The sequence below is a fragment of the Sphingomonas sp. CCH5-D11 genome (assembly GCF_001557395.1).
GTDB lineage: Bacteria > Pseudomonadota > Alphaproteobacteria > Sphingomonadales > Sphingomonadaceae > Sphingomonas.
Window position 1 is genome coordinate 51,569 of sequence record NZ_LSKH01000081.1, and the last position, 26,387, is coordinate 77,955.

A 26,387-nucleotide genomic window follows, 5' to 3' on the forward strand; every position below is an offset into this window, starting at 1 on the left:
GCCTCCACCCTGCATCGCCGTGATGGCGACGGCGATCGCAGGGATTTGCGACTTGCCTTGTGCGCGTCAGGCGGCGGTCATGTTCGGCAGCTACTGGATCTCGAGGATGTCTGGCGCTCGCACGACTTCTTCTTTGTCACGGAAGATCTTGCGCTTGGTCGCTCCATCGCCGATCAACATCCGACGCACTTTGTTTCCCATTATGCTCTCGGCCAGGCACGTCTTGGCGCCCCCTTTCGGATGCTGCTGGCCGCCATCCGAAATCTCCTTCAGTCATTCCTGATCGTCATACGCCAGCGGCCGGATGTGGTTCTGACGACCGGCGCTGGCTCCATGTTCTTTGTTCTGCTTTTCGCGCGACTGGCGGGCGCGAAGGTCGTCCTTGTCGACAGCTTTGCCCGTTTCCGGGCGCCCTCCGCCTTTGCGCGTATCGCCGGTCCGCTGGCCCATGTGCGCGTGTCGCAATCGGCCGCCGCTGCCGATCAATGGAAGGCGACCAAGACGTTCGACCCGCTTCAAGTGCTGGACGGCGAGCGGCCCGTAAAAGAGCCTCTGGTCTTCGCCACCGTCGGAGCGACCCTTCCTTTCGACCGGCTGGTGCGCATGGTGGAAGATGCCAAGCGCGAGGGCGTCCTGCCGGAGCGGGTCATCCTCCAGATCGGCGAGTCAGCCTATGAGCCGCGCGGCGTCGAGGAGGTACACGCCTCCATTCCGTTCGGTGAGGTGAAGGACATTTTGCGCCGGGCTGACATCGTCGTCTGCCACGGCGGAACAGGGTCGTTGATCACGGCGCTGCAAAACGGTTGCCGGGTCGTTGCCGTGCCTCGCCTGTTCGACCTTGGCGAACATTATGACGATCACCAAATGGAGGTCACTTCCGCCTTTGCGGAACGCGGGCTTCTCGCAGTAGTGGATCAGAATCAGGATTTCGCCACGGCGCTCGCCAAGGTTCGTGCAACCACGCCGGTGATGGCGACGACAGAGCCGGCTGCGCTTCGCGAATATCTGGGCGGCCTTCTCGCGCGCTGGTCATCGCGACCCCGGCGCTCTGCCGACGCGGTGTTCAGTTCCGAGGTGCAGCGCAGCTAGTCAGAGCGCCTACGGCTGCGCTTTTCGCGCGCCACAGCGAGCGCGCGGCTGCAACGGAGTCCGATCCCAAGCCCTCCAATCGCCCTTGCGCCAGGCGGGTAAGGCCGAATGCGGCCACCGCCACCGGAAGTATGCAAGCTGCGCCTATTGTTACCATCGGAACGGTGACCAGAGCAGACAATGGGCGCTGACGAGCGGGCGCTGCCAGACGCGCAAGGTCCTTCATCAGGCCGGTGCTTGCTTGCTGTTCCATCAATTCCACCGATGAGCGAATGCCCGCCGTCGCGCAACATCGTAGTTTCACAAGGGAGCTTTGTGACGGTTCGGTGATGATTTCGTTCCTGAGCTCTCCTGGACGAGGGCGAAACCTTCGCACGGCCCACTCCTTCATGCCGGACGTGCCGGCTCCCAAAGCGCCGCAGACCTCAGTACTGGCGTTTTTGGGATAATGGACTTTAGCATGAGCCCTTGCTGAGCAACGCGGCAGGCGACCTGTGGTGACGTGAAAGCATTCACAAAGGCTCCACAAGAAGGCTTCAGAGAGACGCTCTCCCCCTAAATTGCCCCCGACAATCGCCAGAGCTGTAAATCGGGTGACGGTCCACCGCGCGAGAAGCGCCCCAGACTACGCCGCCGCGCCGCCGCCCTCGCGCCGCAGACGCCGCTCCACACTATGCGCCGGAAAAGCCGCGCCGCACCGCCAGCGACCGCAACTCCTCTTCGCGCCCGGGTGCCAGCTTCGCCATGCGCTCCTGAAAACCTGCCACAATCGCCTCCCCCGCCCGGTCAGGTGTTCCTGCGTCAAACGGCGGCGCCGGGTCATATTCTAGGCTCAGCTGCACGGCCTGGGCATGCATCTCCCCTCGGATCAGCGCGGTGAGCGAAAGCGCAAAGTCTATTCCGGCGGTCACGCCGCCGCCGGTTACCCGGTTGCGATCGATCACGACCCGCTCCGCCACCGGGGTAGCGCCGAACAGGGGAAGCATGTCCCGCCACGCCCAATGCGATGTGGCGCGATATCCCTGCAGCAATCCCGCTGCACCAAGGATTAGCGACCCTGTACAGACGCTGGTCACCCACTCGGCGTCGGCGCCGATCTGCTTCACCCAATTCATCGCGTCGTCATCCGCGATGACAGCGTTCACCCCGATACCGCCGGGAACGCAGAGGATATCGGCTGATTGAACCGTATCGAATGTTGCCGTCGGCACCATGGCGAAGCCAGCATCCGTCATCACCGGATCGATCGTGCGCCAGACAAGATCCAGCCTGGCGTCACCGCCTAGGCGGGCCAGCACCTGAGCCGGTCCGGTCAGGTCAAGCTGGGTGATCGAGGGAAACAGCAGGAATGCAATGCGCATCGGGCCTCTCCTTGCCGGAAGTGACATGCCCAGGCGCGCGGCAGCAAAGCCGTGCTCCCCTGCGGTGCTCCGCATTTGCGCCAGTCACACAGCCCGCCGCCAGAATAGGCCTGTGGGACCGCTCTGATCAATAGCCCGGTTGGGCGGAACTGCCTGCCAACTCCGCAGCACCCCCGTTCGCGACGCACGGCGTTGCCAACTCGTCCCCTGCGTGGCGCCGATCAATAGGGGCTGAGGTCGGGTGTGGCCGCCTTGTCGCGCGCCTGCGATTCGGTCTTTGCCCGCCGGGCATTCTGCACGAAGCATCCCGTGCCGCCGCCGGCTCCAACGGTCGTACAGGTGCCGATGCCGACATTCCCGACATCCTGGTTGCCCTTCTCACGCGCCGCCCAGCTTTCGTTCTCGGGCGTGATCTCCAGCGTCCGCACTTCCTTGGGGATACGAAACTGCTCCTGGGCACTGCGCCGCTGGCACACGACGATCTCTTCGCCGTTGCTATTCGTGGGGCAGCGTTCATTGCCGTAGAGTACCACCACGCCATTCACTGGCGCGTTGCGGGAGGTTTCGGCCGAAATCGTCTGACGGCTGGAGCGCGGCGCACCCGGCAGCGCCACCGGCTTCGACGGGGGTGGCAGGATCACGACCTTGGACGGGGACACCACCGCCTGGCTCACTTCCTGCGCCGAAAGAGGAGCCGCCATGGCCAGCATGGCGAGCACCGATGATCCGATCAATCGCATGCCGTTCATCCTCTCAGATCCGCTTGGCCGTCGCGATCGCAACCCGACAGCCAAGCCGGATCGCCGCCGACAGCAGCGGATAGGCCGGCGCATCCTCCGCGCCGCTGGCAAGCGCCGTGTCGCGATGTTCCAGCTCCTCGGCCTGAAACTCGGCGATTGCGGCACTGAGTTCAGGCTCTTCCGTGCCAAGCTCCACCAGCTGATCGGCGTAGTGCTTATCGATTTCCGTTTCGACAGCGGCGGTGCAGGCCATCGCCGCCTCCGGTCCGATCGCTGCGGTAACGGCGCCCAGCGCAAATCCGGCCACGTCCCAGAAGGGCTGGAGCAAGGTGGGCCGCACGCCGCGTTCTGCCATCAGGCGATCGAAATATTGGCGATGCCGCTCTTCCTGCAGCGCCATGCCGGCGATCTCGCGTGCCAGCGGTGATCGGTGTCCCATGATGGCAAGCTGGCCGGCATAGATGCGCGTGGCCCCATATTCGCCTGCCTGATCGACGCGGATCATGGACTTGGTGTCATGGCGGCGGTCGCCCGGTTTCCAGTTCATCGCACCCTTCCGATCAGCCACAGGATCGCCGCCGCGCCGCCCAGCGACAGGATCGCGTTATACCCGGCCAGAGAAACGCCCAGCAAAGTCCATTGTGCCGCATCGCACCGGATGACGGGCGCCGCGAGCAACCGCCGGAGCATCTCGTCGGTCGATACGCCATCGCCGGTCGCCATGGTGGAGCAGGCGGTGATGCCCTGCCACCAATGATATTCGACGCCGGCGTGGAACACGCCGATCAGGCCAGAAACGGCGATCAGCGCCGCCGCCACGATGATCATCGTCACCTTGCTGGACCGGCCCGGCACGATGAAAGCGAAGCCAGCGGCCAGCACCGCGGCATAATGCGGCCAGCGTTGCCAATGGCACATCTCGCACGGCACCAGGCCGCCGATCAGTTGCGATCCCCAGGCTCCGGCGAGTAGCAGCAATGGCAGCAGCAGCGCGATGAACCGCGCGCGTGATTGGGTCGAGCTCACTTGGCGGCAAGATCCTTCTTCATCGATGCCGTCACCGCCGCCACCTGCGCCGGCCCACCCAGTCGGGCGACCGTCTTCAGCGCATACCAGAGCTGGAAGTCGTCGATGCCGTCCTTTTCCAGCGACTCCGCCGTGGCGGCGAAGCGCGGATCATCCTTGGTATCCTCTTCAAGGATGCGGTCGTCGGCCTTCACTTCGTTGATCAGATGGCGCCGCAGGTCCGCCTCGCGGAACACCGGGCGGGACTTGTAATCGGGATCGCTGATCTGCGGCACGGCGAGATCGGGCTCGATACCGCCTTCCTGCACCGATCGGCCCGATGGCGTGTAGTAACGCGCGGTGGTCAGCCGCAGCGCGGTGGTCGGCCCGAGCTGGAGCAGCGTCTGCACCGATCCCTTGCCGAAGGTGCGCTCGCCCATCACGAGCCCGCGGTGATGATCCTGGATCGCGCCGGCAACGATTTCGGAAGCGGATGCGGTGCCGCTGTCGGTCAGCACGATGATCGGCAGACCATGCGCCATGTCGCCGGGCTTGGCGTAATAACGCTCGACGTCGCCCTTTTCGCGGCCGCGCTGCGAAACGACCTCGCCGCTTTCCAGGAACACGTCCGCCACTTCGATCGCCTGAGTCAGCAGGCCGCCGCCGTTGGAGCGCAGATCCACCACGTAGCCGAGCGGCCGATGGCCCAGCGACTTTTCAATCGCGACCATCGCCGCGCGTGTGTCGGCACCGGTTGTTTCGGAGAAGGTGTTGATGTTGACGTAGCCGACGTCACCCTTCACCTCCCATTTCACCGGCCGCTGCACGATCAGCTCGCGTACCAGCGAAAGCTCGATCGGCTTGTCGCGGCCCGGCCGCACGAGGGTGATGTTCAGCTTCGATCCCGGCTTGCCGCGCATCTGCGCCACCGCCTCGTCCAGCGTGCCGCCGTAGATCAGCTTGCCGTTAATGTGGGTGATATAGTCGCCGGTCTTCACCCCGGCCCGCCATGCCGGCGAATCCTCCTGCGGCGCGATCACCTTAACCGCGCCATCCTCCAGCGAGACGGTCAGGCCCAGCCCGCCGTAATTGCCCTCCGTCTGGATGCGCAGATTCTCGAAGTCGGATGCGTCGACATAGCCGGAATGCGGATCGAGCGCCGCCAGCATGCCGTCGATCGCGCCCTTGATCAGCTGCTCGTCGGTCACCCGGTCGACATAGTCCGCCTTGACGCGATTATACACGTCCATGAAGCGTTCCATCTCGCGATAGGCGCTGGCGTCCACGGCGGCCATTGCGCCGGTGGTAAGCGGCGCCAGCGCGAGCGTCGCGGCCAGAGCAGTGGCGGATAGCAGCGGAAACTTCATGTGGGTCACGTCCTCGGGCGAACCGGATTGATCGCCTTTAGCGGCTTTCGCGTAGCCGATCAAAGCGCAGGCGACGTGAACGGGGGCTGAGCGGGCAAGATCCATCTGTCGCCTCCCGAATTTGAGGCGAAAACACGGTCACCCGATTAGCGCCGTCATGTCGATAGGCCGGCCCTGTCGCCGCAATTCGACCGTCACCAGCGGCTCGCCGTCCACCGGCGCCCGCCCGACCGGCTCGCCCGCCGCCACATAGGCACCGCGTTTCACGAGTGCCTGGCCGATGCCGGTGACCAGGCTGTTCCAGCCCTGCCCATGGTCGATGATGACGATCGTTCGATAGTTACGGAACGGCCGCGAAAGGATCACCCGGCCCGCCGCCGGCGCCATTACGGTCGCTCCGTTCCCCACGGCAAAGGTCAGCCCGCGCGATCGCACGCCATTGTCGGACACCTCACCAAAGCCCGTCACCAGCCGCCCGCCAACTGGCAGACGATAGGCCGGCGCGCGCGCTTCCGGAGCGATGATAGAACGCGGCGGTCCGGGCAGCGCGACCAGCTCTTCCAGCGTCGCTTGAGTCTGTCCGATCGCCGCCATCCGGTCGATGATGTCATGCGCTTCCTCGCCCAGCGCGATCGCACGGTCGGATTGCGCCAGCGCGTCGCGGTTGAGCTGCACCGCCGCACTCGCATGGCGCGCGCGCACCGCCGCCAGCGCGCGGCGTTCGGTCACGAGATCGCGCCGGCTCTGTTCCAGCTCGCCCGCCGCCTGCGCCGCCGCCGTCCGCAACTGCCGGCTTTGGACCAGCTCCTCCCGCAGCCCGGCCGTTTCGCGCCGGATCGCGGGCAAGTTGCTGCCCAGCACCGCACGAATATGGACCAGATCCCTCACCGACCCCGGCTGGACGATCGCCGCCGCGACCGGCCGGCGTGCCAATGAGGATAGCGCCGCCACCAGCCGTGCGACAGGCGCCTGTCGTTCACCCAATGCGGCACGCTGCCGCTGCAGCAGTTCCTCCACGATGGCGACGCGCGCCCGCGCCGCGGCGACGGTTGCCTCCGCCCGGTCGATCCGCGCGCCCACGGCGGCTTCCTCCGCCTGCGCCTTGCCCACTGCGTCACGTTCGGCCTCGGCCTGCCGCTGAAGATCGGACGCGCGCGCGGCGGCCTGCACCGCCTCCGCCTTGGCCGCCTTCAGCCGCGACCGCTCGATCGACAGCGCGTTGGGCGCCGTCGTCGCGCTGGCGAGCAGCATCGCCGCGCCCGTGAGCATCGCTGTCCGCCCCACCCGCATCGCGGATCAGCCTTCGCGATGATAGGGGTGATTGGCAAGGATGGAGGTGGCGCGGAACAATTGTTCCGCTAGCATGGCGCGCGCCATCATATGCGGCCAGGTCGCCCGGCCGAACGACAGCAGCAGGTCCGCGCCCGCCCGCTCGGCATCGTCAAAGCCATCGGCAGCGCCGATCATGAAGCGCGCCTCGCGCACGCCATCATCGCGCCATCGCTCAAGTATTCGGGCGAATTCCACCGAGGACAGCACCTTGCCGGTCTCGTCCAGCATGATGCGCCGCGTCGCGGGCGCGATCTCCGGCATCTTGCCGCCGCGATCGGGCAATTCGGTCACGCGGGTCGGCCAGGCAATCCGCTTAAGATAGCGGTCCACCAGTTCGGCTTCGGGCGAACGACCGATCCGCCCGCGCGCCACGATATGCAGGATCAGATCAGGCGTTCCCGGGGGACGGCACGGCCGGCGCGTCACCGAACGACCACATGCGCTCCAAATTGTAGAAGGAGCGGACTTCGGGTCGGAACAGGTGGACGATCACGTCGCCGGCGTCGATCAGCACCCAATCGGCGGTCGGCAGACCCTCGATCCGCGGCGACTTGCCCGTCTCGCCCTTGATCTTCTCGGCCAGCTTCTGCGCCATGGAGGCGACCTGCCGGGTCGATCGACCGCTGGCGATCACCATGTGATCGGCGATCGATGACTTTCCCGCGAGCGGGATCGAGATGGTGTCGGCGGCCTGGTCATCGTCCAGACTGTCGAGGACAAGCTTATGCAATGCGGCGACGCTGTCAGCGTCGGTCGATCGATAGGCGTTGGCGGAAGCGGGCAAGTTCACTCCTGGGTGAAAGGTTTGGCTGCTGATATGGGAAGCGCATGGCGCTCATGCCAGGCAGGATCTGCGGCGCGAAGCTGCGTCGCGGATGTCGGGTCAGGGCGGAAACGTAACAGCACCAGGGCTGGAACACTCCACTCAGTCCAGTTCTTCGCCTGGCGTGCGGGCCTCTGGAAGCGCCGCAGCCAACCCATCGCGGGTGCCGCGCGGGCAGCAGCATCATAGCCTGGACGCGCGATCACCGCAATCGGAACCGTACGCGCGATCCGTCGCCACGCGCGCCAGCGGTGAAACTGGCCCAAATTGTCCGCGCCCATCACCCACAGGAAACGATGCCGGGGATAGCGGCGCACCAGCGCGGCCAACGTGTCCACGGTGTAACGCGTGCCGAGCCGCGATTCGATGTCGGTCGGCCGGATCCGGGCAGCGCGCGCGATGCGGCGGGCCGAGGCGAGTCGCGAAGCCAGCGGCGCCATGCCCGCGGCGGGCTTCAGCGGGTTGCCCGGCGACACCAGCCACCACATTTCGTCGAGATCCAGCGCCTCGATTGCCGCCAGGCTGATCCCGCGATGCCCCTTGTGCGCCGGGTTGAACGAACCGCCGAGCAGGCCGATGCGATGCGGGCGGCGGCTCATGGGCGAAGCCCTCGCCACGCTTCGTCATCCCGGACGTGATCCGGAGTCCGATTCTCCGCAGGCGCTGCCGCTCGCGCCTCCTGCATCACCGTTCGGTGCACCATTGGTCCCGGATCAAGTCCGGGATGACGGAGGAGGCAAGGCCACCCTCCACCCGGTTTCCCATGTAGCGGGTCGTACGCCTCAGAAACTCTGCTCCGCATAGACCTGCGACAGATCGCCGCCCCAGGCGCCGTTGTAACGATCAAGCAACTGCTCCGCCGGTACCTTGCCCAGCCGCACGATCTCGCGCAGCGGATCAAGGAAGCCGGTCTCGTCGTCGCCGGCGCCATTGACCCGCGCGCGCGCCGCCAGGCCGCGGCCGGCAATATCCAGCACCTCGCCCGCGATATCGCGCAGCGTGCCGCGCCCCGGCACCGGCGCATCAAGGCCCAGCCGGGGGGCAGCGTCACGCAGCGCCTGACGCTCGTCGATCGTCCAATGCTTCACAAGGTTCCACGCTGCATCCAGCGCACCCTGATCGTAGAGCAGCCCCACCCAAAAGGCCGGCAGCGCGCAAATGCGGTTCCACGGCCCACCGTCCGCCCCGCGCATCTCCAGGAATGTTTTGAGCCGCACTTCGGGGAAGGCGGTCGAAAGGTGATCGTTCCAGTCGTCCAGCGTCGGCAGCTCGCCCGGCAGGACCGACAGTTCGCCCTTCAGGAAATCGCGAAAGCTGAGCCCGGCGGCATCGATGTACCGCCCGTCGCGGTAAACGAAGTACATCGGCACATCGAGCATATAGTCGGCATAGCGTTCGTATCCGAAGCCATCCTCGAACACGAATGGCAGCATTCCCGTGCGCGCCGGATCGGTGTCCGACCAGATGTGGCTGCGATAGCTGAGGAAGCCGTTCGGCTTGCCTTCGGTGAAGGGCGAATTGGCGAACAGCGCCGTCGCCAGCGGCTGCAGCGCCAGGCCAACGCGGAACTTCTGCGCCATGTCCGCCTCGCTGGCATAATCCAGGTTCACCTGGATCGTGCAGGTGCGCAGCATCATGTCGAGGCCCATGCTGCCGACCCGCGGCATATGGCGCAGCATGATGGCGTAGCGGCCCTTGGGCATGATCGGCAGCTCGCTCCGCGCCTTGTCCGGCCACATGCCAAGGCCCAGAAAGCCGATGCCCAGCTTCTCGCCCGCGGCCTTCACCTGATCGAGGTGGCGTCCCGTTTCCGCACAGGTCTGATGCAGATTGTCGAGCGGCGCACCCGAAAGCTCGAATTGCCCCGCTGGCTCCAGGCTGACCGAGCCGTCCGCGCCGGTCAGCGCGATCAGGTTGCCGCCCTCTTCTACCGGCTTCCAGCCATGCTGCTGCAATTCGATCAGCAACGCGCGAATACCGCCCGGCTCGCCCCAGCTCGGTGCATGATGATCGGCGCGGGAATATACGAACTTCTCGTGCTCGGTGCCGATCCGCCAGCGTTCCTTCGGCTTCTCGCCTCGCGCGAAACTGGCAATCAGCTGCTCACGCGACTCGATGACAGGCGAGTTGCTGTCCGAAACGGTTTTCGTCGTCATGGCGCGCCCTTAATGGGGGATTGCTGGCGGGGCTAGATGCTGTGGAAGCAGCGCCGGATCACCAATCGCCGGCGTTCGCCATCCAGATCGCGACAGCCGCGGCCGCGGCGGTATCCGCCCGCAGGATGCGCGGCCCCAGCCCCATGCCAACGGCCTGTGGCAGCGCGCGAATGGCCGCGCGCTCGCCATCGTCGAAGCCACCTTCAGGGCCGATCAGGATCGCCGCCGGGCCGGGCTTCATCACCTCGCGCGCCGGCGTGCCGCCAAGCTCGTCTGCGAAGTAAAGCGCGCGGTCGCCCGACCAGTCCCGCAGCAATGCCGAAAGCTTCACCGGCTCCGCCACCTGCGGCAGGGCGGTACGCCCGCATTGCTCCGCCGCCTCGATCATATGAGCGCGCAGCCGCTCCACCTTGGGACGATCCACCACCGTCCGATGCGTGATGACGGGCACAAGGCGTGCCACGCCCAGTTCGCACGCTTTCTCCGCCATCCAGTCGACGCGTCCTTTTTTCAGCGGCGCGGCGACCAGCCACAGGTCGGGCACCGCTTCGCGCTCCGCTAGCTTTTCTGTCACGTCCACCGTTACGTCGCGCCGGCCTGCTTGCGCGACCGTCGCCAGCCATTCGCCCGAGACATCGTCGAACAGGCGCACCGGATCGCCCGCCTTCACCCGCATCACACCCGCCAGGTAATGCGCCTGTGGCCCGTCGATGCGCAGCGGCCCCGCGACCAGCGGCTCCTCCACGAACAGGCGGGGTGTCGAGCGGGGCGGCCAGGCGGGAGTGGCGATCATGGGCGCGGGCCTTTACGCCGCCCGCGCGCGATCAGCCAGCGCGCGATGAGAAACAGGATCAACCCGAAGAAGGCGATCAGCAGCACAATCCCCGTCACCACCCCCGCCACGCGGAGGATGGCGTAGAAGAGCGCCTCCACGAAGCGGCCGATGGCGACGGACAAGTGGATCATTCAGCGCACACGTCGCCACGTCTGCGATTTGCACCCGAAGTTCGCAAAGAGGCATCCGGTGCCGACGATCGTGTTGCGGTCGACCTGCTCGATCGTGCCGTCGAAGGTCTGCCCGATATCAGGTACATAGACCTGGCCGTACCACAGCCCGTCCTCGCCCTCGCGGAAATCATGGAACAACTGCGTGCCGACAAGCTGGTCCGTCCCGCCGGCTGCGGCATCCGCCCTCGCCTTCGCGCTTGCCTGTGTCACCGTGCCGCAAAGCCCTCGGCCGCAGCGGGCCACCTTGATCCGCACGCTGTCCGCCGCGTTACGCCACAGTCCCTCCCACCCGCCGGTGCGCTGGGCGCTGGCGGGTACGGCGATGAGCAGGATGGCGGCAGGGAGAAGAAGGCGCATTGCTGACATGGTCCTTGCTGAACTCCCCTGGCGTGAAATGCTTCCACGTCGGCCGCACGTGCTTCGCGCCCCGAACCGCCTTGTCGATTGGACATAGCAAAGCGCTGTGGCGAAACCACGGCAGCGACGGTACGCAGGCCGGGTGACGCCCGCTCCCGATATCACGCCCGACAGCGAACATTGCGGCCTTGTCGCCGCCTTGCCCGCCAGCATCCGCCCGTTCGCCTTGCTTGCTCGCTTCGATCGACCGATCGGCTGGTGGCTGCTGTTCTGGCCCGGTGCCTGGGCGGTCGCCTTGGCGGGCAGCGCCGTGGAGCGCTGGACCTTGATCATCTGGTTGCTGGTCGGCAGCATCGCCATGCGCGGTGCGGGGTGCGTCTATAACGACATCGTCGATCGCGATCTTGATGCCAGTGTCGCGCGCACCCGCTCGCGCCCGATCGCCTCGGGCGCAGTGTCGGTGAAAGCCGCCTGGCTCTGGCTGTTCGTCCTGTGCCTCATCGGCCTTGCCGTGCTGGTCCAGCTTCGCATCGACACCGCCATCCTCGCGATCGCCAGCCTCGCGCTGGTCGCCGCCTATCCGTTCATGAAACGGATCACCTGGTGGCCGCAGGCGTGGCTCGGCCTCGTCTTCTCCTGGGCCGCACTGGTCGGCTGGCTGGAAAGCTGGGGCACGCTCACGGCGGCCGGCCTGCTTCTCTATGGCGGTACGATCTTCTGGGTCATCGGCTATGATACGATCTATGCGTTGCAGGATCGCGAGGATGATGCGCTGATCGGCGTGCGCTCCTCCGCCCTGCGCATGGGCCGCCACGTCCGCGGCGGCACATTCATCTGCTATGCGCTCGCGCTGTTGCTCTGGGCCGCCGCTTTCTGGCTGCACCGCCCCGATCCGCTGGTCTGGCTCGCGCTCCTGCCAATGGCGCTCCATCTTGTCTGGCAGGTCGCGACGCTGCGGCCGGATGACGGCGCCGGCGCCCTCGCCCGCTTTCGCGCGAACCGCTTTGCCGGGCTGCTGATGTTCCTCGGCTGCGTGGTCGTGGGAACGCCTTTGTAAGGATCTGGCCGAAAGCGGCCGATTATCTCCGCAGACCGGCCGAAAGTTGCACTCTAGCAACCGGAGCATCCGCCCCCTAAGTCGTTTCCATGCTGACCCCGACCCAGGCGCAGAATCGCGCCGCAGATATCGTCGCTCGCGCCAAGAAGGCCGGCGTCGACGCCGCAGATGCCGTTTTCGCCGCTGACGCTTCCACCGAAATTTCCGTCCGCTTGGGCAAGCTGGAGGATGTGGGCCGCTCCGAAAGCGAGGATCTGGGCCTGCGCGTATTCATTGGCCAGCGCTCGGCCAGCGTCTCCACGTCCGATCTTTCTTCAGAGGCGCTGGACGCCCTGGTCGAGCGCGCCGTCGCCATGGCGCGTGAGGCGCCGGAGGATCAATGGGCCGGGCTCGCGCCGCAGGACCGGCTGATGCACGGCGCCCCGCCGCTGCTGGATCTCGACGATGGCGGCGAAGTGGCGCCGGCCGACCTGCGCGAGGCTGCGATGGCAGCCGAGGAGGCGGCCCGCGCCGTCCGCGGTGTCACCAACAGTGAGGGCGGCGGCGCCAGCGCCTCCCGCAGCGTGTGGGCGCTCGCCACCAGTCACGGGTTCAGCGGCGCCTATTCGGCCACCGGCTATGGCATATCCGCCAGCGTGATCGCGGGTGAAGGCAGCGGGATGCAGCGCGATTACGGCTTCCATTCCGCGCGCCATCGCAATCGGCTGGATGCGCCGGATGCGGTCGGCACCCTGGCAGGCGAGCGCGCGGTCGCGCGGCTCAATCCCGCCCGCATGGAAAGCGCAGCGCTGCCGGTAGTATTCGATCCGCGCGTCGGCGCCGGACTCCTCGGTCATCTTACCGGAGCGATATCGGGTCAGGCGATCACGCGGCGCACCTCCTTCCTGCTCGAATCGCTCGGCAGCGCCGTCTTCGCGCGCGGCATCACCATCTCCGATGATCCGCACCGCCCACACGGGCTTCGCTCCCGCCCCTTCGATGGCGAGGGCCTGCCCGTTTCGCCCTGCGCCGTGGTGGAGGATGGCGTGTTGCAGACGTGGTTGCTCGACAGCGCCTCTGCCCGCCAGCTTGGCATGGCACCGACGGGCCATGCCGCGCGCGGCGTGGGCGGCGCGCCGGGTGTCAGCACCAGCAATTTCTACATGCACCCCGGCCATGTCCCGGTGGCGACCCTGATCGGAGACATCGCACGCGGCGTGTATGTCACTGAACTGATCGGCCAGGGCGTGAACGGTGTCACGGGCGATTACAGCCGAGGCGCCGCGGGCTTCCTGATCGAGAATGGCGAGATCACAGCGCCGATCGCCGAATTCACGATCGCCGGCAATCTCAAGGACATGTTCGCCAATCTGACCCCGGCGAACGATCTCGAGTTCCGCTATGGCACGAACGTGCCCACGGTTCGGATCGATGGGATGACCGTCGCCGGTGGATGATCTGGCGAACTCGGTCGCGAAGATCGCGCGCGAGGCGGGGCAACTCGCCATGGCGCGCTTTCGCACCGATTTCGCTCGTTGGGAAAAGGTGCCGGGAAGCCCGGTGTGCGAGGTTGATCTCGCCGTCGACCAGATGCTGCGGCAGCGCCTGTCCGCGCTCCTGCCCGATGCCGGCTGGCTTTCGGAGGAAACGGCCGACAATCCTGAGCGACTGTCACGCCATCGCATCTGGGTGGTCGATCCGATCGACGGCACGCGCGACTATATTCGTGGACGCGCTGGCTGGGCAGTATCGGTCGCGCTGGTCGAAGATGGTCGCCCCGTCATCGGCGTTCTCGATGCGCCCGTACGCGATGAGGTGTGGCAAGCCGCTGCCGGTCACGGCGCGACGCTCAACGGGCGGCCACTCATCGCCAGTCAACGCGATGCCTTCGCCGGCGCCCGCGTTCCCACGGACGCGCTGCCCAAAGCCGACCGGGATCTGACCATGGTCGAAAAGCCAAACTCCATCGCGCTGCGCATGGCGATGGTGGCGGATAATCGCGCGGACCTTGTCGCTACGCTGCGCTGGGGCAATGAATGGGACATTGCGGCGGCCGCCCTGATCGCGACCGAAGCAGGCGGCGCCGTCACCGACGCGCTCGGCGCGCGCCTCGCCTTCAACAAGCCCGACCCCTGCGCCTTTGGCGTGATTACCAGCAGCCGCGGCATCCACCAGGCGGCGCTGGACCGGCTATCGGCCCGCGCCCGCGCAATCCTTGAGCCGGTGCCCGGCACCTGAGCCGGCGCGGGCGGCAGGCCCGCGCCGAGCCCTCACTTCTGGCAGGCCACCACCGTGGCGATCACGCTCAGTGTGTCCTGCGGATCGCGAACGCGCACGGTATCCAGCCCAAGCTCCTTTGCCGGATAGTCGTTTCCACCCGGGAAGATCGCGTCGCCGACGAACATCATGGCGTCCAGCGGAATGCCGCTCTCGTCGCGCAACCGCTTGAGGCCATAGGCCTTGTCCACGCCCTCCTGCGTGATGTCGATCGACGTTGCCCCGCCCATATTGATCGACAGGCCCGGCAGGCGCTTCTTGAGATCGGCCTGAATCACCTTGCGCTTCGCGAAATCGGGATCCCACACTTCCTTGGCATGGATCGGCGCCTGTTGGCCGAGCGCGGAAAAGGTGATCTGGCTGCCACGGTCCTCGATACGTTCGCCCCAGGTCTGTTCGGGAACGAAGCCCGTGGCTTCCAGCGACTCGTCGAACGCCGTCAGGATCTGCTGCTTCTGCTCGTCGGAGAACAGTTCGGCATAGACTGTCCTCCACTGGCCCTCGCGAAAGGTGTACAGCTTGGTGCCGGTCGTCGGCATCAGCCACAGGCGGGAGCGATCCGCGCGGTCGGGCAGCCGGCTGGCGACCTGCTTGTCGAACTGCGGCCAGTCCCCACCCGAAATCACCGCGACATGCGCGACAGTCAGCAGATCGGCCAGTGCTTCGCCCATATCGGGCTGGATCGCCTGCTTGCTCTCGGCCAACGTACCATCGAGATCGAACGCCACCAGTTGCTTCACATCATTCTCCCCAAAATGAATTTGTCGATCGCATGAGCCACGCCGTCCGCATCGTTGGCGAGCGTCACATCCGCCGCCTGCGCCTTCACGTCGTCGGGCGCATTGCCCATGGCAATCGCCCGCCCGGCGCGCTCGAACATGGCAAGGTCGTTCGCCTGATCACCGATCGCGATCGTACGATCGAGCCGCACGCCAAGCGCATCGGCCAGCCGCGCGATCCCCTCTCCCTTGTTCGCCGTCGTTGCCGTTATATCGAGATAATAGGTCTGTGATTTGACGATCGTTGCTGCCCCGTCGTGCGCTGCCACGATCCGATCGCGCAGCGCATCGAGCACCGCCGGCTCATCGCAGACGAAGGTGATCTTGTCGGCACGGTCAAGCAGGTCGGAAAAGCCGCTGCAAATCCTGGGTTCCTGGTTGGACGCACGTCGCTCGCTCGGCACATGCGGTCCCGTATCCGATGTGGCGAACCATTGGTCGTCAGCGAAGACCCAGATGTCCACCGGCTCATTCTGCGCCAACGCCAGAGCACCGCGCGCGACCGCTTCGTCGACGAAATGGCGGCACAGGATCTCACCACCGCGGCGAAACACGAGGCCGCCGTTGAACGCGCCCATCGGCACGTCCAGCGACAGCTCCTCGGCGAGCGGCGCAAGCCCGGACATTGGCCGCGCGCTGATGATGGTGAAGCCGAAACCCGCCGCCTGCAGGCGCTGCACCGCCTGCAGCGTGCCGGGTGTCAGGCGTTTCTCTTTGTCGACCAGCGTGCCGTCGACGTCGCTGACGACCAGCGTCACGCAAGCGTGCTCATTGCGGGATCTCGACATGGCCGCCGAAGCCGTAGCGCATCGCCGACAGCAGCTTGTCCCCGAACATTTCGTCGATTCGGCTGCGATAGCGCGCGAACAGCGCCGTGGTGAGCACCGCCACGGGCGTCGCCTGCTCCATCGCCGCCTCGATCGTCCAGCGGCCTTCGCCGGAATCGGCGACCTTGCCGGAGAATTGCTCCAGCTGGCGGTCCTGCGCCAGCGCAGACGCGGTGAGGTCAAGCAACCAGGACGAGATCACCGAGCCGCGCCGCCACACTTCGGAAATCTCGGCGAGGTTGAAATCAAACCTTTCGTCTTCCGGCAGATGCGGGACGTTGCGCCCCCACAGGACGTCGAAGCCTTCGGCATAGGCCTGCATCAGGCCATATTCGATGCCATTGTGCACCATCTTCACGAAATGGCCCGCCCCTGCGCGGCCGGCATGGATATATCCCTTTTCCGCACGCGGATCGCATGCTTCGGATCGGTTGGGGGTGCGTCCCACGCTGCCGATGCCGGGTGCCAACGTGTCGAAGATCGGGTCCAGCAAGTCGACCGTCTCCTTGTCGCCCCCGATCATCATGCAATAGCCGCGCTCCAGCCCCCAGACGCCACCGGAGGTGCCCACATCGACATAGTGGACGCCCTTTTCGGCCAGTGACTTGGCGCGCCGCACATCGTCCTTCCAGAAGGTGTTGCCGCCATCGATGATGATATCGCCCTCGGCGCATTGCTGGCCGCACAGCGCTTCGATCGTCTCCTCGGTCGGTGCGCCCGCGGGCAGCATGACCCAGTAGATCGCCGGCGCATCCAGCTTGCTCTTCATGTCGACCAGCGAATCGGCGCCGATCGCCCCCTCGCCGGCCAAATCCGTCACTGCATCGCTGTTGCGGTCCCAAACGACCACTTCATGACCACCACGCATCAGCCGACGCGCGATGTTGCCGCCCATGCGGCCGAGGCCGATGATGCCGATCTTCATACTTTCAGGCTCCACGTGAAGTTGCCATCGGGGCTGATCCTGCCGAAAGGCGCGCCGCAAGCAACATGGCTCGTGGCACGCTCTTCGTCAGGTTCAAGGCGAACGGTGGAGGGCGGGCTTCCGTTCCGAAGCCAAATCAAGCGTCAGCGGGATGCTTTGCCTGAATGGAGCCGAGCAGATCGTCGAACGACTTGCTGAAGGAGGCCACACCCTCTTCGACCAGCCGCTCGGTTACGCCCGCAAGATCGAGCCCAAGCCGCTCGGCATCGGCCAGCACCTTGCGCGCACCCTCAACGTCCTGCGTCAGCGAGACGGCAGAGGTGCCGCGCTCGCGAAAGGCATCCATCGTCTTGGGCGGCATGGTATTCACCGTATCCGGCCCGATCAGCGTGTCGACATATAGCGTATCGGGATAGTCCGGGTTCTTGGTGCCGGTCGATGCCCAGAGCAGCCGCTGGGGCTGCGCACCCCTGGCCGCCAGCGCCTGCCAGCGATCCGAGGCGATGAAGTCCTGATACCAGGCGTAAGCGAGCTTGGCGTTGGCGATCGCCACCTTGCCCTTCAGCGCCTTGGCCTCCTCGCCGCCAGTGCCACCGTCGATCGCCTTGTCGATCTCATTGTCGATGCGGCTGATGAAGAAGCTGGCAACGCTGGCAATCCGGTCGACCGGCTCACCGCGCTCGACGCGCTGCTCCAGCCCCTCGACATAGGCCATCGCCACCGCCTCATAAGATCGCTGCGAGAACAGCAGCGTCACGTTGACGTTGATGCCCTTTGCAATGGTGGCCGCGATCGCGGGCACGCCGGCGGGCGTTCCCGGGATCTTGATCATCAGATTGGGGCGATTAACCGCCCTCCACAGCTTCTCCGCCTCTGCGATCGTGCCGTCGGTGTCGTTCGCGAGATATGGCGACACCTCCAGGCTGACATAACCGTCCTTGCCGTTCAGCCGGTCGTACACCGGCCGCAGCGTGTCGGCCGCCGCCTTGATGTCCTGAATGGCGAGATGCTCGTAGCGGTCCATCGCCGCCGCCCCCGGGTGCGCCTTGTCGAACGCGGCAAGCGTCGCGTCATACGCGGTGCCCTCGCCCATCGCCTTCTGGAAAATCGTAGGGTTGGAGGTGACGCCAGTCACGCCATCCTCGGCGACCAGCTTTTCCAGGCCGCCGTCCTCCAGGAACTTGCGATCGACGAAGTCGAGCCACACGGCCATACCGAGGTTCGCGAGATCGTTGAGCTTGCCCATCTGTCCTGTCTCCGTCCGTTCGTGTCGAGCGAAGTCGAGACACGTTGGCGTATGATAACGCCGGCCCGTCCGATCCCGATCCTTGACTTCGCTCGGATCGGACGGGGGTGTCCTTAGCAGTTAGGCAGGCATCACCGACTTCGCCACCTTCACCACGTTATCGGCGGTGAAGCCGAACTTGTCGGCAAGCTTGGCAATCGGCGCGGAAGCGCCGAAGGTCGACATGGTGATCGTCTTACCGGCAAGTCCGACGTAGCGATCCCAGCCGATCTCGCCCGCCATCTCGATCGCGACACGCGCGGTAACCGCCTTGGGCAGCACGCTTTCCTTGTACGCATCGCTCTGCTTCTCGTACCGGTACCAGCTCGGCATCGAGACAACGCGGCTCTTCACACCTTCCGCAACCAGCTTCTCATGCGCCTCGATCGCCAAGCCAACCTCACTGCCCGTAGCAAGCAGGATCACGTCGGGCGTGCCCCCATTCTCCATGGCGCTGTCAGCCAGGACATAGCCGCCCTGCTTCACGCCATCGGCACTGGCATATTTCGACCTGTCGAGCGTCGGCAGGGCCTGGCGCGACAGCACCAGTGCGGCAGGCTGCTTAGGCGTCTCGACGATTGCCCGCCATGCCGCCGCCACCTCGTTCGCATCGCCCGGACGGAACATATCCAGCCCCGGGGTAGCGCGCATCATCGCCAGCATTTCGATCGGCTGGTGAGTCGGCCCGTCCTCGCCCACACCGATTGAATCATGCGTGAAGATCCAGGTGGTGCCGAGCTCCATCAGCGCCGACAGGCGCACCGGCGGGCGCATATAGTCCAGGAAGACGAGGAAGGTGCTGCCATAGGAACGCAGCCCCGACAGCGCCATGCCGACCGCCACCGAGCCCATCGCGTGTTCGCGCACGCCGAAGTGGAAGTTGCGACCGGCGTAGTCGCTTGCAGAGAAGCTCGCCTCGCCCTTGATGTCGGTCTTGGTCGACGGCGCGAGATCGGCCGAACCGCCGATCAGCCACGGCATTGTCTTGGCGATGGCGTTCAGCACCTTGCCGCCGGCATCGCGGCTGGCGAGGCCCTTGGCATCTGCCTCGAAAGTCGGGATCTCCGCGTCCCAGCCGTCGGGCAGCGTACCGTTGATGATGGCGTCGACTTCCTTGGCCAGATCGGCATGCTCGGTGCGGTACTTCTTAAGCAACGCCTCCCACGCCTCGCGCAGCGGCACGCCGCGGCCGGCGACCGCCTGCTCGAACCGCTGTTGCACCCCCTCCGGCACGTAGAAGCTCTTGTCCGCCGGCCAACCATAGGCTTCCTTGGTCAGGCGAACGTTGTCTTCGCCCAGCGCTTCGCCATGCGCCTTCTCGCTGCCGGCCCGCGGGGAGCCCCAGCCGATCACCGACTTGACGATGATCAGCGTCGGCTTGTCACTGGTGGCGCGGAACGCTTCGAATGCCTTGGTCAGCGCCGCGACGTCGTTCGCGTCGTCCACATGGATGACGTGCCAGCCATAAGCTTCGAAGCGCTTGCCCACATCCTCGTCGAAAGCGAGATCGGTGTCGCCCTCGATCGAGATCTGGTTGCTGTCATAGATCCAGCACAGGTTCGACAGCTTCAAATGGCCGGCGAGGCTCGCGGCTTCCGAAGCGACGCCCTCCATCATGTCGCCGTCGCCGCACAGCGAATAGACGTCGTGATCGAACAGCGTGAAACCGGGCTTGTTGTAGCGTGCCGCCATCCAGCGCTCGGCGATCGCCATGCCGACAGAATTGCCGCAGCCCTGGCCAAGCGGGCCGGTGGTCGTCTCCACGCCGACCGTGTGGCTATATTCCGGGTGACCCGGCGTCTTGGAGCCTAGCTGGCGAAAGGCCTTTATATCGTCCAGGCTGACGGCGGGCGCGCCGTCCGGCTGCTTTACGCCGGCGAGGTGCAGCAGCGAGTAAAGCAGCATGGAGGCATGACCGACCGACAGAACGAAGCGGTCGCGGTTCGGCCAGTTCGCCTGTGCCGGATCATAGCGCAGGAACTTGGTCCAGAGCGTGTGGCCGACCGGGGCCAGCGCCATCGGCGTTCCAGGATGCCCGGAATTTGCCGCCTGCACCGCATCCATCGACAGCGTACGGATCGTGTCGATCTCCAGGCGCTCTGGCGTGCCGTCCTCATGAACGTTCGCGGGATTGGCGGTGTCGGTCATCGGGGGCCTCGCTGATATGGGATCGAACGCCCGGGCCTGTGCCCGGTTGCCGAGTCGCGGCCCCTCTAGTCGCTCCATTCGCCGCGTTCCAGTCGCGCGACGATTCTACGCTTCGTGCAGCGACCATACAGGTTCGTCGCGTCAGCTTTGTCAGCTGCAGCTTGGGAGAGGCATTTCGTGGACCCGGTCATCAGCATCGCCAGCATCATCGCCATGCTGTTCGCCACGGCCGGGCTGATCGTCACCTTGCAACCGGGAAGCGTGCACTGGCGCTGGCTGGCCATTGCGGCTGGCCTGATCCTGCTCAACGATCTGCTTCTGACCAACGCCTATGGCCTAGTCCCGGATGTGTTGCCGGGTCGTTGGAACTGGCAGGGAAAGGCGCTCGCGCTTTTCGCCACCCTGGCGATCGCCGCATTGCCCGGACTCGGCTGGCAGAAGGCAGGGATTACGCTGCACCAGGTGTCTGGCAGCCTACGCGCCGCCGTCCCCGTGGCGCTCACTTATTGCGCCTTCTTCCTCGCCATTGCACTGCTCTTCCCCGACGATCCACCCAATGGCGAGACAATCGCTTTTCAGCTGACCATGCCGGGCCTGGAGGAAGAGCTATTCTATCGCGGCCTGCTCCTGCTCGCGCTCGACCGCGCCTTTACGGCGCGCAAGCGGCTGATGAGCGTCGACTGGGGCTGGGGCGCAATTGTCTCCTGCACGCTGTTCGGCCTCACCCACGCCTTTGGCTATGCCAACGGCAGCTTCAGTTTCGATCCGATCTACATGACCCTCACCGCCGTGCCGTCACTGATCGCCGTGTGGCTGCGCCTGCGGACGGGAAGCGTGCTGATTCCGGTGCTGCTGCACAACTTCGGGAACGCGATCGGCCTGATGGTTTAGATCAAAGACGGCGCCGCTAGCACCCAGTAGTCACCATATTTGAGGTCGCTTCAACTCGCGCAAAGCGAACGTTGTGATGCGGTAGTTCCATGCTTCAGGCACCATGATGTGGGCGAGCGCTTAATCTGTGTTGATCCGTAGCTTGGTAGGCGCGGCCCCGTTTTTTGCACGGCCTCTTGAAGGTCACCTTACCCGCTCGGCATGCCGCTAAGCTGCCGGATCGCTTTCCACGCAAACTGACCCACTCGAGCGCTCCAGCGATCGCAGCCATTCAAGGTCCGACAATACGAACCGCCCGCTCCATCTTCGAAACACGGCCGTCGCTTGCAACGTAAGCGGCATCAACCTCATCAAGAAACAGCCCATGGCCAAGGACGCCGGGTATGGCGGCGATCGATACCGCCAGTCGCCGCGGATCGCTGAGATCGCGAAAGCGGCAATCCGCCACTAGGTTTTCATTGTCCGTCAGATAGTCCGGGCGCACCGTCACCGCTGCACCGAGCGCCTCCAGCTGCGCGACAACGAAGCCGCGCGCGAATGGCAGCACTTCCACCGGCACCTTGGCGGCACCGATCGCATCGACCCGTTTCGTTCCGTCTGCGATCACCACGAAGCGCCGCGCCGCCGCCGCAACCGCTTTCTCCCGCAGCATTGCGCCGCCGGCACCCTTGATTGCCCAGAGCCGCGCGTCGATCTCGTCCGCGCCGTCGATGGCGAGGTCTACCGACGTGCATGCCGCAAAGTCGATGACCGGAATGCCTGCCGCGCGCGCCGCTCTCGCGGTCGCCTCGCTGGTCGCGACTGCCCGGATATCAAGCCCGCCCGCAGTCCGCCGGGCCAGTGCCGCAATGGCAAAGGCCGCGGTGGAGCCGGTGCCCAGGCCGACGACCATGCCGTCGCTGACCTCCTGCACCGCCGCCTCCGCGGCCAGCCTCTTGTCATCATCCGTGCTCATGCTGCGTCATAACGCAGGCAGGCATGGATGGGCCAACGGCGTGTCAGCCGTACTTCTGCTCCGCCCACCATGGGAAGAAGTCCGGCATGTTGCTCGACACCTTGTCCGGATAGGCCGGCGTGCGCTTCTCGAGAAACGAGGTGACGCCTTCCTTCGCATCGCCCGAGCGGCCGCGCGACAGGATTGCACGGCTGTCGATCTTGTGCGCGTCCATCGGATGCTGGAAGCCAAGGCCGCGCCACAGCATCTGGCGCGTCAGCGCGACCGATACCGGTGCCGTATTGTCCGCGATCTCGCGCGCCAGTGCGTTCGCCACGGCCAGCAGCTCGCCGCCCGGCACCACCTGCTTCACCAGCCCGCCGTTCAGCGCCTCCTGCGCGTCGAACACCCGGCCGGAATAGCACCATTCCAGCGCCTGGCTGATGCCAACGACGCGCGGCAGGAAGAAGCTGGACGCCGCCTCCGGTACGATGCCGCGGCGGGCGAAGACGAAGCCGAACCGTGCCGTGTCGCTGGCGATGCGAATGTCCATCGGCAGCTGCATGGTAGAACCGACACCGACGGCGGCGCCGTTCACCGCCGCGATCACCGGTTTCAGACATTCGAAAATGCGCAGCGTCAGGCGACCACCGCCGTCGCGCGCCTCTTCCATCTCATAGGTCAGGCCACCCTGCCCGCTGCCATGATCCGGACGATCGGAGCGCTTGTCATAGTCGAACGTCTTGGCCCCTGCCGACAGGTCGGCGCCGGCGCAAAAGGCGCGGCCAGCGCCCGTCACGATCACGCAGCGCACGTCGTCGTCCGCGTCGATCTTGTCGAACGCGTCTATCATCTCGGCCATCATCGTGCCGGTGAACGCGTTCAACTTGTCCGGTCGGTTCAGCGTGATCGTCGCGACACCGTCCTTCACGTCATAGATGATCTGCTCGTACGCCAAGCTGCCTCTCCTTGTCGTGCCGCCCCTCCGGCAGCTCCGATGTGACCATAACATTATTTATGGTGGCGGAGGCAAGCGAGTCGCGCGCCTGGCAGTGCCGTAGCGGCATTTTCGAAGTTCGGGTTCGCTCCAGACGCTCTTGTTTCCCAGCGATTTCCATTACGCGGTCAACAAGGGTTGCAGCGGCCGCGCCCTCGCGCCTACAGGTGCGCTGCACCCGCGAACGGGGTGCGGAAGCCAAGGGGAGTCTTCGTGACCGCAGACGAGATGAAGGCCGCGATCGGCAAGGAAAGCGTTTCCGAATGGGTCGAGGTAACCCAGGAGATGATCAACAAGTTCGCCGACGCGACGGGTGACCACCAGTTCATCCACATTGATCCGGAACGCGCCAAGCAGACGCCGTTCGGCACCACCATCGCCCATGGCTTCCTGACGCTGTCGCTGCTGCCGCTTCTGTCGGCGAAGAATCCGAACATGCCGCGTCTCGATGGCGTGAAGATGGGCGTGAACTATGGCGGCAACAAGGTTCGCTTCCTTGCGCCGGTCCCCTCGGGCTCGCGCGTGCGCGGCCGTTCCAAGCTTACCGAATTTGATGAAAAGCGCCCCGGCCAGTACCAGTTCACCACCGAAACCACGATCGAGATCGAAGGCAGCGAGAAGCCGGCAATGATCGCCGAGTGGATCACGCAGGTCTTCACCTGATCTCTCTTACTCGCCGCCCTCCCCGGGAAGTGCCGCCCGCATCCACGGGTGGCCCGGCAACCAACCATACCCAAGGACAATAAACATGCGTTCCGCCGTCATCGTCTCCACCGCCCGCACCCCGATCGGCCGTGCCTATCGCGGCGCCTTCAACAACACGCTGTCCCCGACTCTCGCCAGCCACGCGCTCAAGGCCGCCGTGGAGCGCGCCGGGATTGACGGCGCCGAGGTCCAAGACGTGATCATGGGCTCCGCGCTTCAGCAGGGCGCACAGGCGACCAACATTGCGCGCACGTCGCTGCTCCGCGCCGGCCTCCCCGTGTCCGTCTCCGGCATGTCGCTTGATCGCCAGTGCGCCTCCGGCCTGATGGCGATCGCCACCGCCGCGAAGCAGATCATGGTCGACAACATGGACGTGACGATCGGTGCCGGCGTCGACAGCATCAGCATCGTCCAGACGCCGCAGATGCGTGTGCAGCCCGACCCGGAGTTGGTCGCAATGCACAAGGACATCTACATGCCGATGCTGCAGACCGCCGAAGTGGTGGCCAAGCGCTACGGCATCAGCCGCGACGCGCAGGACGAATATGGCTTCCAGTCGCAGCAGCGCACCGCCGCCGCCCAGGCAGCCGGCAAGTTCGACGACGAAATCGTCGCCGTCACCGCCAGCATGGCGATCACCGACAAGGAGACAAAGGAAGTCTCCTACAAGGAAGTGACGCTGGCGAAGGACGAGGGCAATCGCCCGGACACGACTCTGGAGGGTCTGAAGTCGCTGAAGCCGGTGCTCGGCCCCGATCTGAACATCACGGCAGGCAATGCCTCGCAGCTGTCCGATGGCGCCTCCGCCAGCGTGCTGATGGACGAGAAGCTCGCGGAGAAGAAGGGCCTTACCCCGCTTGGTCGCTATGTCGGCATGGCGGTCGCTGGCACCGAGCCGGACGAGATGGGTATCGGCCCGGTCTTCGCCATCCCGAAGCTGCTCGAGCGCTTCAACCTCAAGATGGACGATATCGGCCTTTGGGAGCTGAACGAGGCGTTCGCGGTGCAGGTGCTGTATTGCCGTGACAAGCTGGGCATCCCCAACGAACTGCTGAACGTTAACGGCGGCGCGATCTCGATCGGCCATCCTTATGGCATGTCGGGCGCACGCATGACCGGCCACGCGCTGATCGAGGGCAAGCGTCGCGGCGCGAAATATGTCGTCATCACGATGTGCGTCGGCGGCGGCATGGGCGCAGCGGGCCTCTTCGAGGTTCTCTGACCGTCTGTCTTCCCGGCGCGGGTCTGCCGCCGCCGGGATGATGGCCTGGCACATGAAGGAAAGCTCCGGTCGCGCGGGCGGCCGGGGCTTTTTTTTCGAGCTCCCCGTCGACGGTCGGACCGGCCTAAGTGGCCGATCATCAGGCTGTTGGCGCCATCAACGCAACCAACCTCCGCCGCCCTCGTTCTCCAGCCAAATCCAAAGCAGGAGACGATGACATGGCCGATCACGACAGCCCGCAGGAAGTTGCTGAGACGTTCCTCCGCAAGCTGGAAGAAAGTCCGTTCGTGATGATCGGGCTGATGGACGGCGAACATTCAGAGCCGATGAACGTCAAACTTGACGAGACTCAGCCCAACACTCTGTTCATCTTCTCCGCTCACGACAATCGCATTGCCAAGGGCGGCAAGGCGATGGCGCAATTCGTCGGCAAGGGTCATGATTTCTTCGCCTGCCTTGCCGGTCAGGTGTCTCAGGAAACCGATCAGGCGACCTTTGATCGTCTCTGGGACAACCGCGTGGAGGCATGGTTCCCGAACGGCAAGGCGGATGCCCGGCTGAACCGCTTCGATGTCTCGTCCGCCGAACTGTGGGAGACGGATGTCGCGCTGAGCGGCCGGGTTAAGATGCTGTTCGGCGGCACCATCGACGCGTCCGAATCGTCCAGCCATGCCAAGGTGGGCTCGATCGGCTGATTATCTGGCCAGGGCTTCCGCTTGGCAGCAAGCGGAAGCCTTGCTCTCGAGAAAAGGCCAGGCGTTTGCGTGATCTATTTCGTCACGCCGGACTTGTGCCAGCATCTCAGGTGCGGATCAGCGCAAGATGTTGAGTGATGGAACACCGAAGCCTGACATCAGGCGGCACTTCGCAAGAGCCTGATTGCACCCGCGCCACGGCGGCTTTGTGCAGGGTCCAAAGCTCCGCGACTTAACAGCTCGCCGTCAACGGTAACGTACACTCCGAGACAAGTCGGAGAAATTGTTTTGGGCGTGCTGACGCGCCGCCGTCGAGAACTGGGCAGACTGTTATGTCGACTTGTCTTCGGCGCGCGCTTTCTCGCCCAGGTGAGGTCGCGCAACGCTCGGAAGCCGCAGAAATGCTCCCCGCTTATTTTCGTGTACGC

General features: G+C 65.3%; 28 protein-coding genes and 1 riboswitch. Of the genes, 8 read left to right on the plus strand and 20 right to left on the minus strand.

Annotated elements, in window-relative coordinates; translation table 11 throughout:
• The first annotated feature begins 57 nt into the window (after positions 1 to 57).
• Complete coding sequence (welK, locus tag AX702_RS04940; protein WP_443026284.1) at positions 58 to 1,089, plus strand: beta-1,4-glucuronosyltransferase WelK; 1,032 nt, start codon at positions 58 to 60, stop codon at positions 1,087 to 1,089.
• Positions 1,090 to 1,760: 671 nt separating this feature from the next.
• Here welK and AX702_RS04945 read toward each other — a convergent pair.
• From AX702_RS04945 to AX702_RS05000, 13 genes are all read right to left on the minus strand, one after another.
• Positions 1,761 to 2,450 (minus strand): DJ-1/PfpI family protein, encoded by a 690-nt coding sequence (locus AX702_RS04945; protein WP_231731727.1) that lies wholly within the window; start codon positions 2,448 to 2,450, stop codon positions 1,761 to 1,763.
• A gap of 20 nt (positions 2,451 to 2,470) precedes the next feature.
• Positions 2,471 to 2,548: riboswitch (ZMP/ZTP riboswitch) on the minus strand.
• Between the two features lie 123 nt (positions 2,549 to 2,671).
• On the minus strand, positions 2,672 to 3,190 hold the full coding sequence (locus AX702_RS04950; RefSeq protein WP_066777105.1) for a hypothetical protein: 519 nt from the start codon (positions 3,188 to 3,190) through the stop codon (positions 2,672 to 2,674).
• A gap of 13 nt (positions 3,191 to 3,203) precedes the next feature.
• Positions 3,204 to 3,737, minus strand: a complete 534-nt coding sequence (locus tag AX702_RS04955; protein WP_066776880.1) for a demethoxyubiquinone hydroxylase family protein — start codon at positions 3,735 to 3,737, stop codon at positions 3,204 to 3,206.
• A complete protein-coding gene (locus AX702_RS04960; protein WP_066776882.1) occupies positions 3,734 to 4,216 on the minus strand; it encodes a disulfide bond formation protein B in 483 nt (160 codons plus the stop codon). The genes AX702_RS04955 and AX702_RS04960 overlap by 4 nt, the downstream gene beginning before the upstream one ends.
• Positions 4,213 to 5,562 carry a S41 family peptidase gene (locus AX702_RS04965; protein ID WP_066777108.1) on the minus strand — a complete coding sequence of 450 codons (1,350 nt, stop codon included), beginning with the start codon at positions 5,560 to 5,562 and terminating at the stop codon, positions 4,213 to 4,215. Before AX702_RS04965 ends, AX702_RS04960 begins: the two co-directional genes overlap by 4 nt.
• Before the next feature lie 138 nt (positions 5,563 to 5,700).
• Positions 5,701 to 6,831, minus strand: a complete 1,131-nt coding sequence (locus tag AX702_RS04970; RefSeq protein ID WP_231731728.1) for a murein hydrolase activator EnvC family protein — start codon at positions 6,829 to 6,831, stop codon at positions 5,701 to 5,703.
• 27 nt (positions 6,832 to 6,858) lie between these two features.
• Positions 6,859 to 7,281 carry a 23S rRNA (pseudouridine(1915)-N(3))-methyltransferase RlmH gene (locus AX702_RS04975; protein ID WP_066777112.1) on the minus strand — a complete coding sequence of 141 codons (423 nt, stop codon included), beginning with the start codon at positions 7,279 to 7,281 and terminating at the stop codon, positions 6,859 to 6,861.
• 1 nt (position 7,282) lies between these two features.
• The gene (gene rsfS, locus AX702_RS04980; RefSeq protein ID WP_371262833.1) at positions 7,283 to 7,684 is read right to left on the minus strand and encodes a ribosome silencing factor; all 402 of its coding nucleotides are present in this window, start codon (positions 7,682 to 7,684) and stop codon (positions 7,283 to 7,285) included.
• Entirely contained in the window at positions 7,681 to 8,316 is a 636-nt protein-coding gene (locus AX702_RS04985; RefSeq protein ID WP_066776885.1) for a nicotinate-nucleotide adenylyltransferase, read from the minus strand. The genes rsfS and AX702_RS04985 overlap by 4 nt, the downstream gene beginning before the upstream one ends.
• 183 nt (positions 8,317 to 8,499) lie before the next feature.
• Positions 8,500 to 9,873: a glutamate--cysteine ligase gene (locus tag AX702_RS04990; protein ID WP_066776888.1), complete on the minus strand. Its 1,374-nt coding sequence runs from the start codon at positions 9,871 to 9,873 to the stop codon at positions 8,500 to 8,502.
• 58 nt (positions 9,874 to 9,931) lie between these two features.
• Positions 9,932 to 10,666: a 16S rRNA (uracil(1498)-N(3))-methyltransferase gene (locus tag AX702_RS04995; RefSeq protein WP_066776891.1), complete on the minus strand. Its 735-nt coding sequence runs from the start codon at positions 10,664 to 10,666 to the stop codon at positions 9,932 to 9,934.
• On the minus strand, positions 10,663 to 10,839 hold the full coding sequence (locus AX702_RS22430) for a hypothetical protein (protein WP_177179058.1): 177 nt from the start codon (positions 10,837 to 10,839) through the stop codon (positions 10,663 to 10,665). The genes AX702_RS04995 and AX702_RS22430 overlap by 4 nt, the downstream gene beginning before the upstream one ends.
• Positions 10,840 to 11,238 (minus strand): DUF2147 domain-containing protein, encoded by a 399-nt coding sequence (locus tag AX702_RS05000; RefSeq protein ID WP_066776894.1) that lies wholly within the window; start codon positions 11,236 to 11,238, stop codon positions 10,840 to 10,842.
• A gap of 142 nt (positions 11,239 to 11,380) precedes the next feature.
• Between AX702_RS05000 and ubiA the strand changes: the two genes are divergently transcribed.
• The 3 genes from ubiA to AX702_RS05015 all read left to right on the plus strand — a co-directional run bounded on the left by ubiA (position 11,381) and on the right by AX702_RS05015 (position 14,512).
• Positions 11,381 to 12,295, plus strand: coding sequence for a 4-hydroxybenzoate octaprenyltransferase (gene ubiA / locus AX702_RS05005; protein WP_066776897.1), 915 nt, complete (start codon positions 11,381 to 11,383; stop codon positions 12,293 to 12,295).
• Positions 12,296 to 12,384: 89 nt separating this feature from the next.
• Entirely contained in the window at positions 12,385 to 13,731 is a 1,347-nt protein-coding gene (locus AX702_RS05010) for a TldD/PmbA family protein (RefSeq protein WP_066776900.1), read from the plus strand.
• The gene (locus tag AX702_RS05015; RefSeq protein WP_066776903.1) at positions 13,724 to 14,512 is read left to right on the plus strand and encodes a 3'(2'),5'-bisphosphate nucleotidase CysQ; all 789 of its coding nucleotides are present in this window, start codon (positions 13,724 to 13,726) and stop codon (positions 14,510 to 14,512) included. Before AX702_RS05010 ends, AX702_RS05015 begins: the two co-directional genes overlap by 8 nt.
• A gap of 32 nt (positions 14,513 to 14,544) precedes the next feature.
• Here the strand turns inward: AX702_RS05015 and AX702_RS05020 are convergent, their stop codons facing one another.
• From AX702_RS05020 to tkt, 5 genes are all read right to left on the minus strand, one after another.
• On the minus strand, positions 14,545 to 15,291 hold the full coding sequence (locus AX702_RS05020; protein WP_066776906.1) for an HAD-IIB family hydrolase: 747 nt from the start codon (positions 15,289 to 15,291) through the stop codon (positions 14,545 to 14,547).
• Complete coding sequence (locus AX702_RS05025; RefSeq protein ID WP_331710375.1) at positions 15,288 to 16,088, minus strand: Cof-type HAD-IIB family hydrolase; 801 nt, start codon at positions 16,086 to 16,088, stop codon at positions 15,288 to 15,290. Before AX702_RS05025 ends, AX702_RS05020 begins: the two co-directional genes overlap by 4 nt.
• 10 nt (positions 16,089 to 16,098) lie before the next feature.
• Positions 16,099 to 17,142 (minus strand): phosphogluconate dehydrogenase (NAD(+)-dependent, decarboxylating), encoded by a 1,044-nt coding sequence (gene gnd, locus AX702_RS05030; protein ID WP_269450374.1) that lies wholly within the window; start codon positions 17,140 to 17,142, stop codon positions 16,099 to 16,101.
• A gap of 76 nt (positions 17,143 to 17,218) precedes the next feature.
• Positions 17,219 to 18,328, minus strand: a complete 1,110-nt coding sequence (tal, locus tag AX702_RS05035) for a transaldolase (RefSeq protein ID WP_066776916.1) — start codon at positions 18,326 to 18,328, stop codon at positions 17,219 to 17,221.
• 120 nt (positions 18,329 to 18,448) lie between these two features.
• Positions 18,449 to 20,515, minus strand: coding sequence for a transketolase (tkt, locus tag AX702_RS05040; protein WP_066776918.1), 2,067 nt, complete (start codon positions 20,513 to 20,515; stop codon positions 18,449 to 18,451).
• Positions 20,516 to 20,692: 177 nt separating this feature from the next.
• Here tkt and AX702_RS05045 point away from each other — a divergent pair, with 177 nt between their 5' ends.
• Positions 20,693 to 21,406, plus strand: coding sequence for a CPBP family intramembrane glutamic endopeptidase, BDIM_20840 family (locus AX702_RS05045; RefSeq protein WP_066776922.1), 714 nt, complete (start codon positions 20,693 to 20,695; stop codon positions 21,404 to 21,406).
• 271 nt (positions 21,407 to 21,677) lie between these two features.
• Here AX702_RS05045 and rpiA read toward each other — a convergent pair whose 3' ends face one another.
• Both rpiA and AX702_RS05055 read right to left on the minus strand, forming a co-directional pair.
• Entirely contained in the window at positions 21,678 to 22,361 is a 684-nt protein-coding gene (gene rpiA, locus AX702_RS05050) for a ribose-5-phosphate isomerase RpiA (protein ID WP_066776928.1), read from the minus strand.
• A gap of 43 nt (positions 22,362 to 22,404) precedes the next feature.
• Positions 22,405 to 23,298 (minus strand): crotonase/enoyl-CoA hydratase family protein, encoded by an 894-nt coding sequence (locus AX702_RS05055; RefSeq protein WP_066776930.1) that lies wholly within the window; start codon positions 23,296 to 23,298, stop codon positions 22,405 to 22,407.
• A 267-nt stretch (positions 23,299 to 23,565) separates the two neighbouring features.
• On the opposite strand from AX702_RS05055, the gene AX702_RS05060 reads away from it, so the two are divergent.
• From AX702_RS05060 to AX702_RS05070, 3 genes are all read left to right on the plus strand, one after another.
• Positions 23,566 to 24,000: a MaoC family dehydratase gene (locus tag AX702_RS05060; RefSeq protein WP_066776932.1), complete on the plus strand. Its 435-nt coding sequence runs from the start codon at positions 23,566 to 23,568 to the stop codon at positions 23,998 to 24,000.
• A gap of 85 nt (positions 24,001 to 24,085) precedes the next feature.
• Positions 24,086 to 25,264 carry an acetyl-CoA C-acyltransferase gene (locus AX702_RS05065; protein WP_066776935.1) on the plus strand — a complete coding sequence of 393 codons (1,179 nt, stop codon included), beginning with the start codon at positions 24,086 to 24,088 and terminating at the stop codon, positions 25,262 to 25,264.
• Positions 25,265 to 25,482: 218 nt separating this feature from the next.
• Positions 25,483 to 25,959: a pyridoxamine 5'-phosphate oxidase family protein gene (locus AX702_RS05070; RefSeq protein ID WP_066776938.1), complete on the plus strand. Its 477-nt coding sequence runs from the start codon at positions 25,483 to 25,485 to the stop codon at positions 25,957 to 25,959.
• Positions 25,960 to 26,387 lie beyond the last annotated feature (428 nt).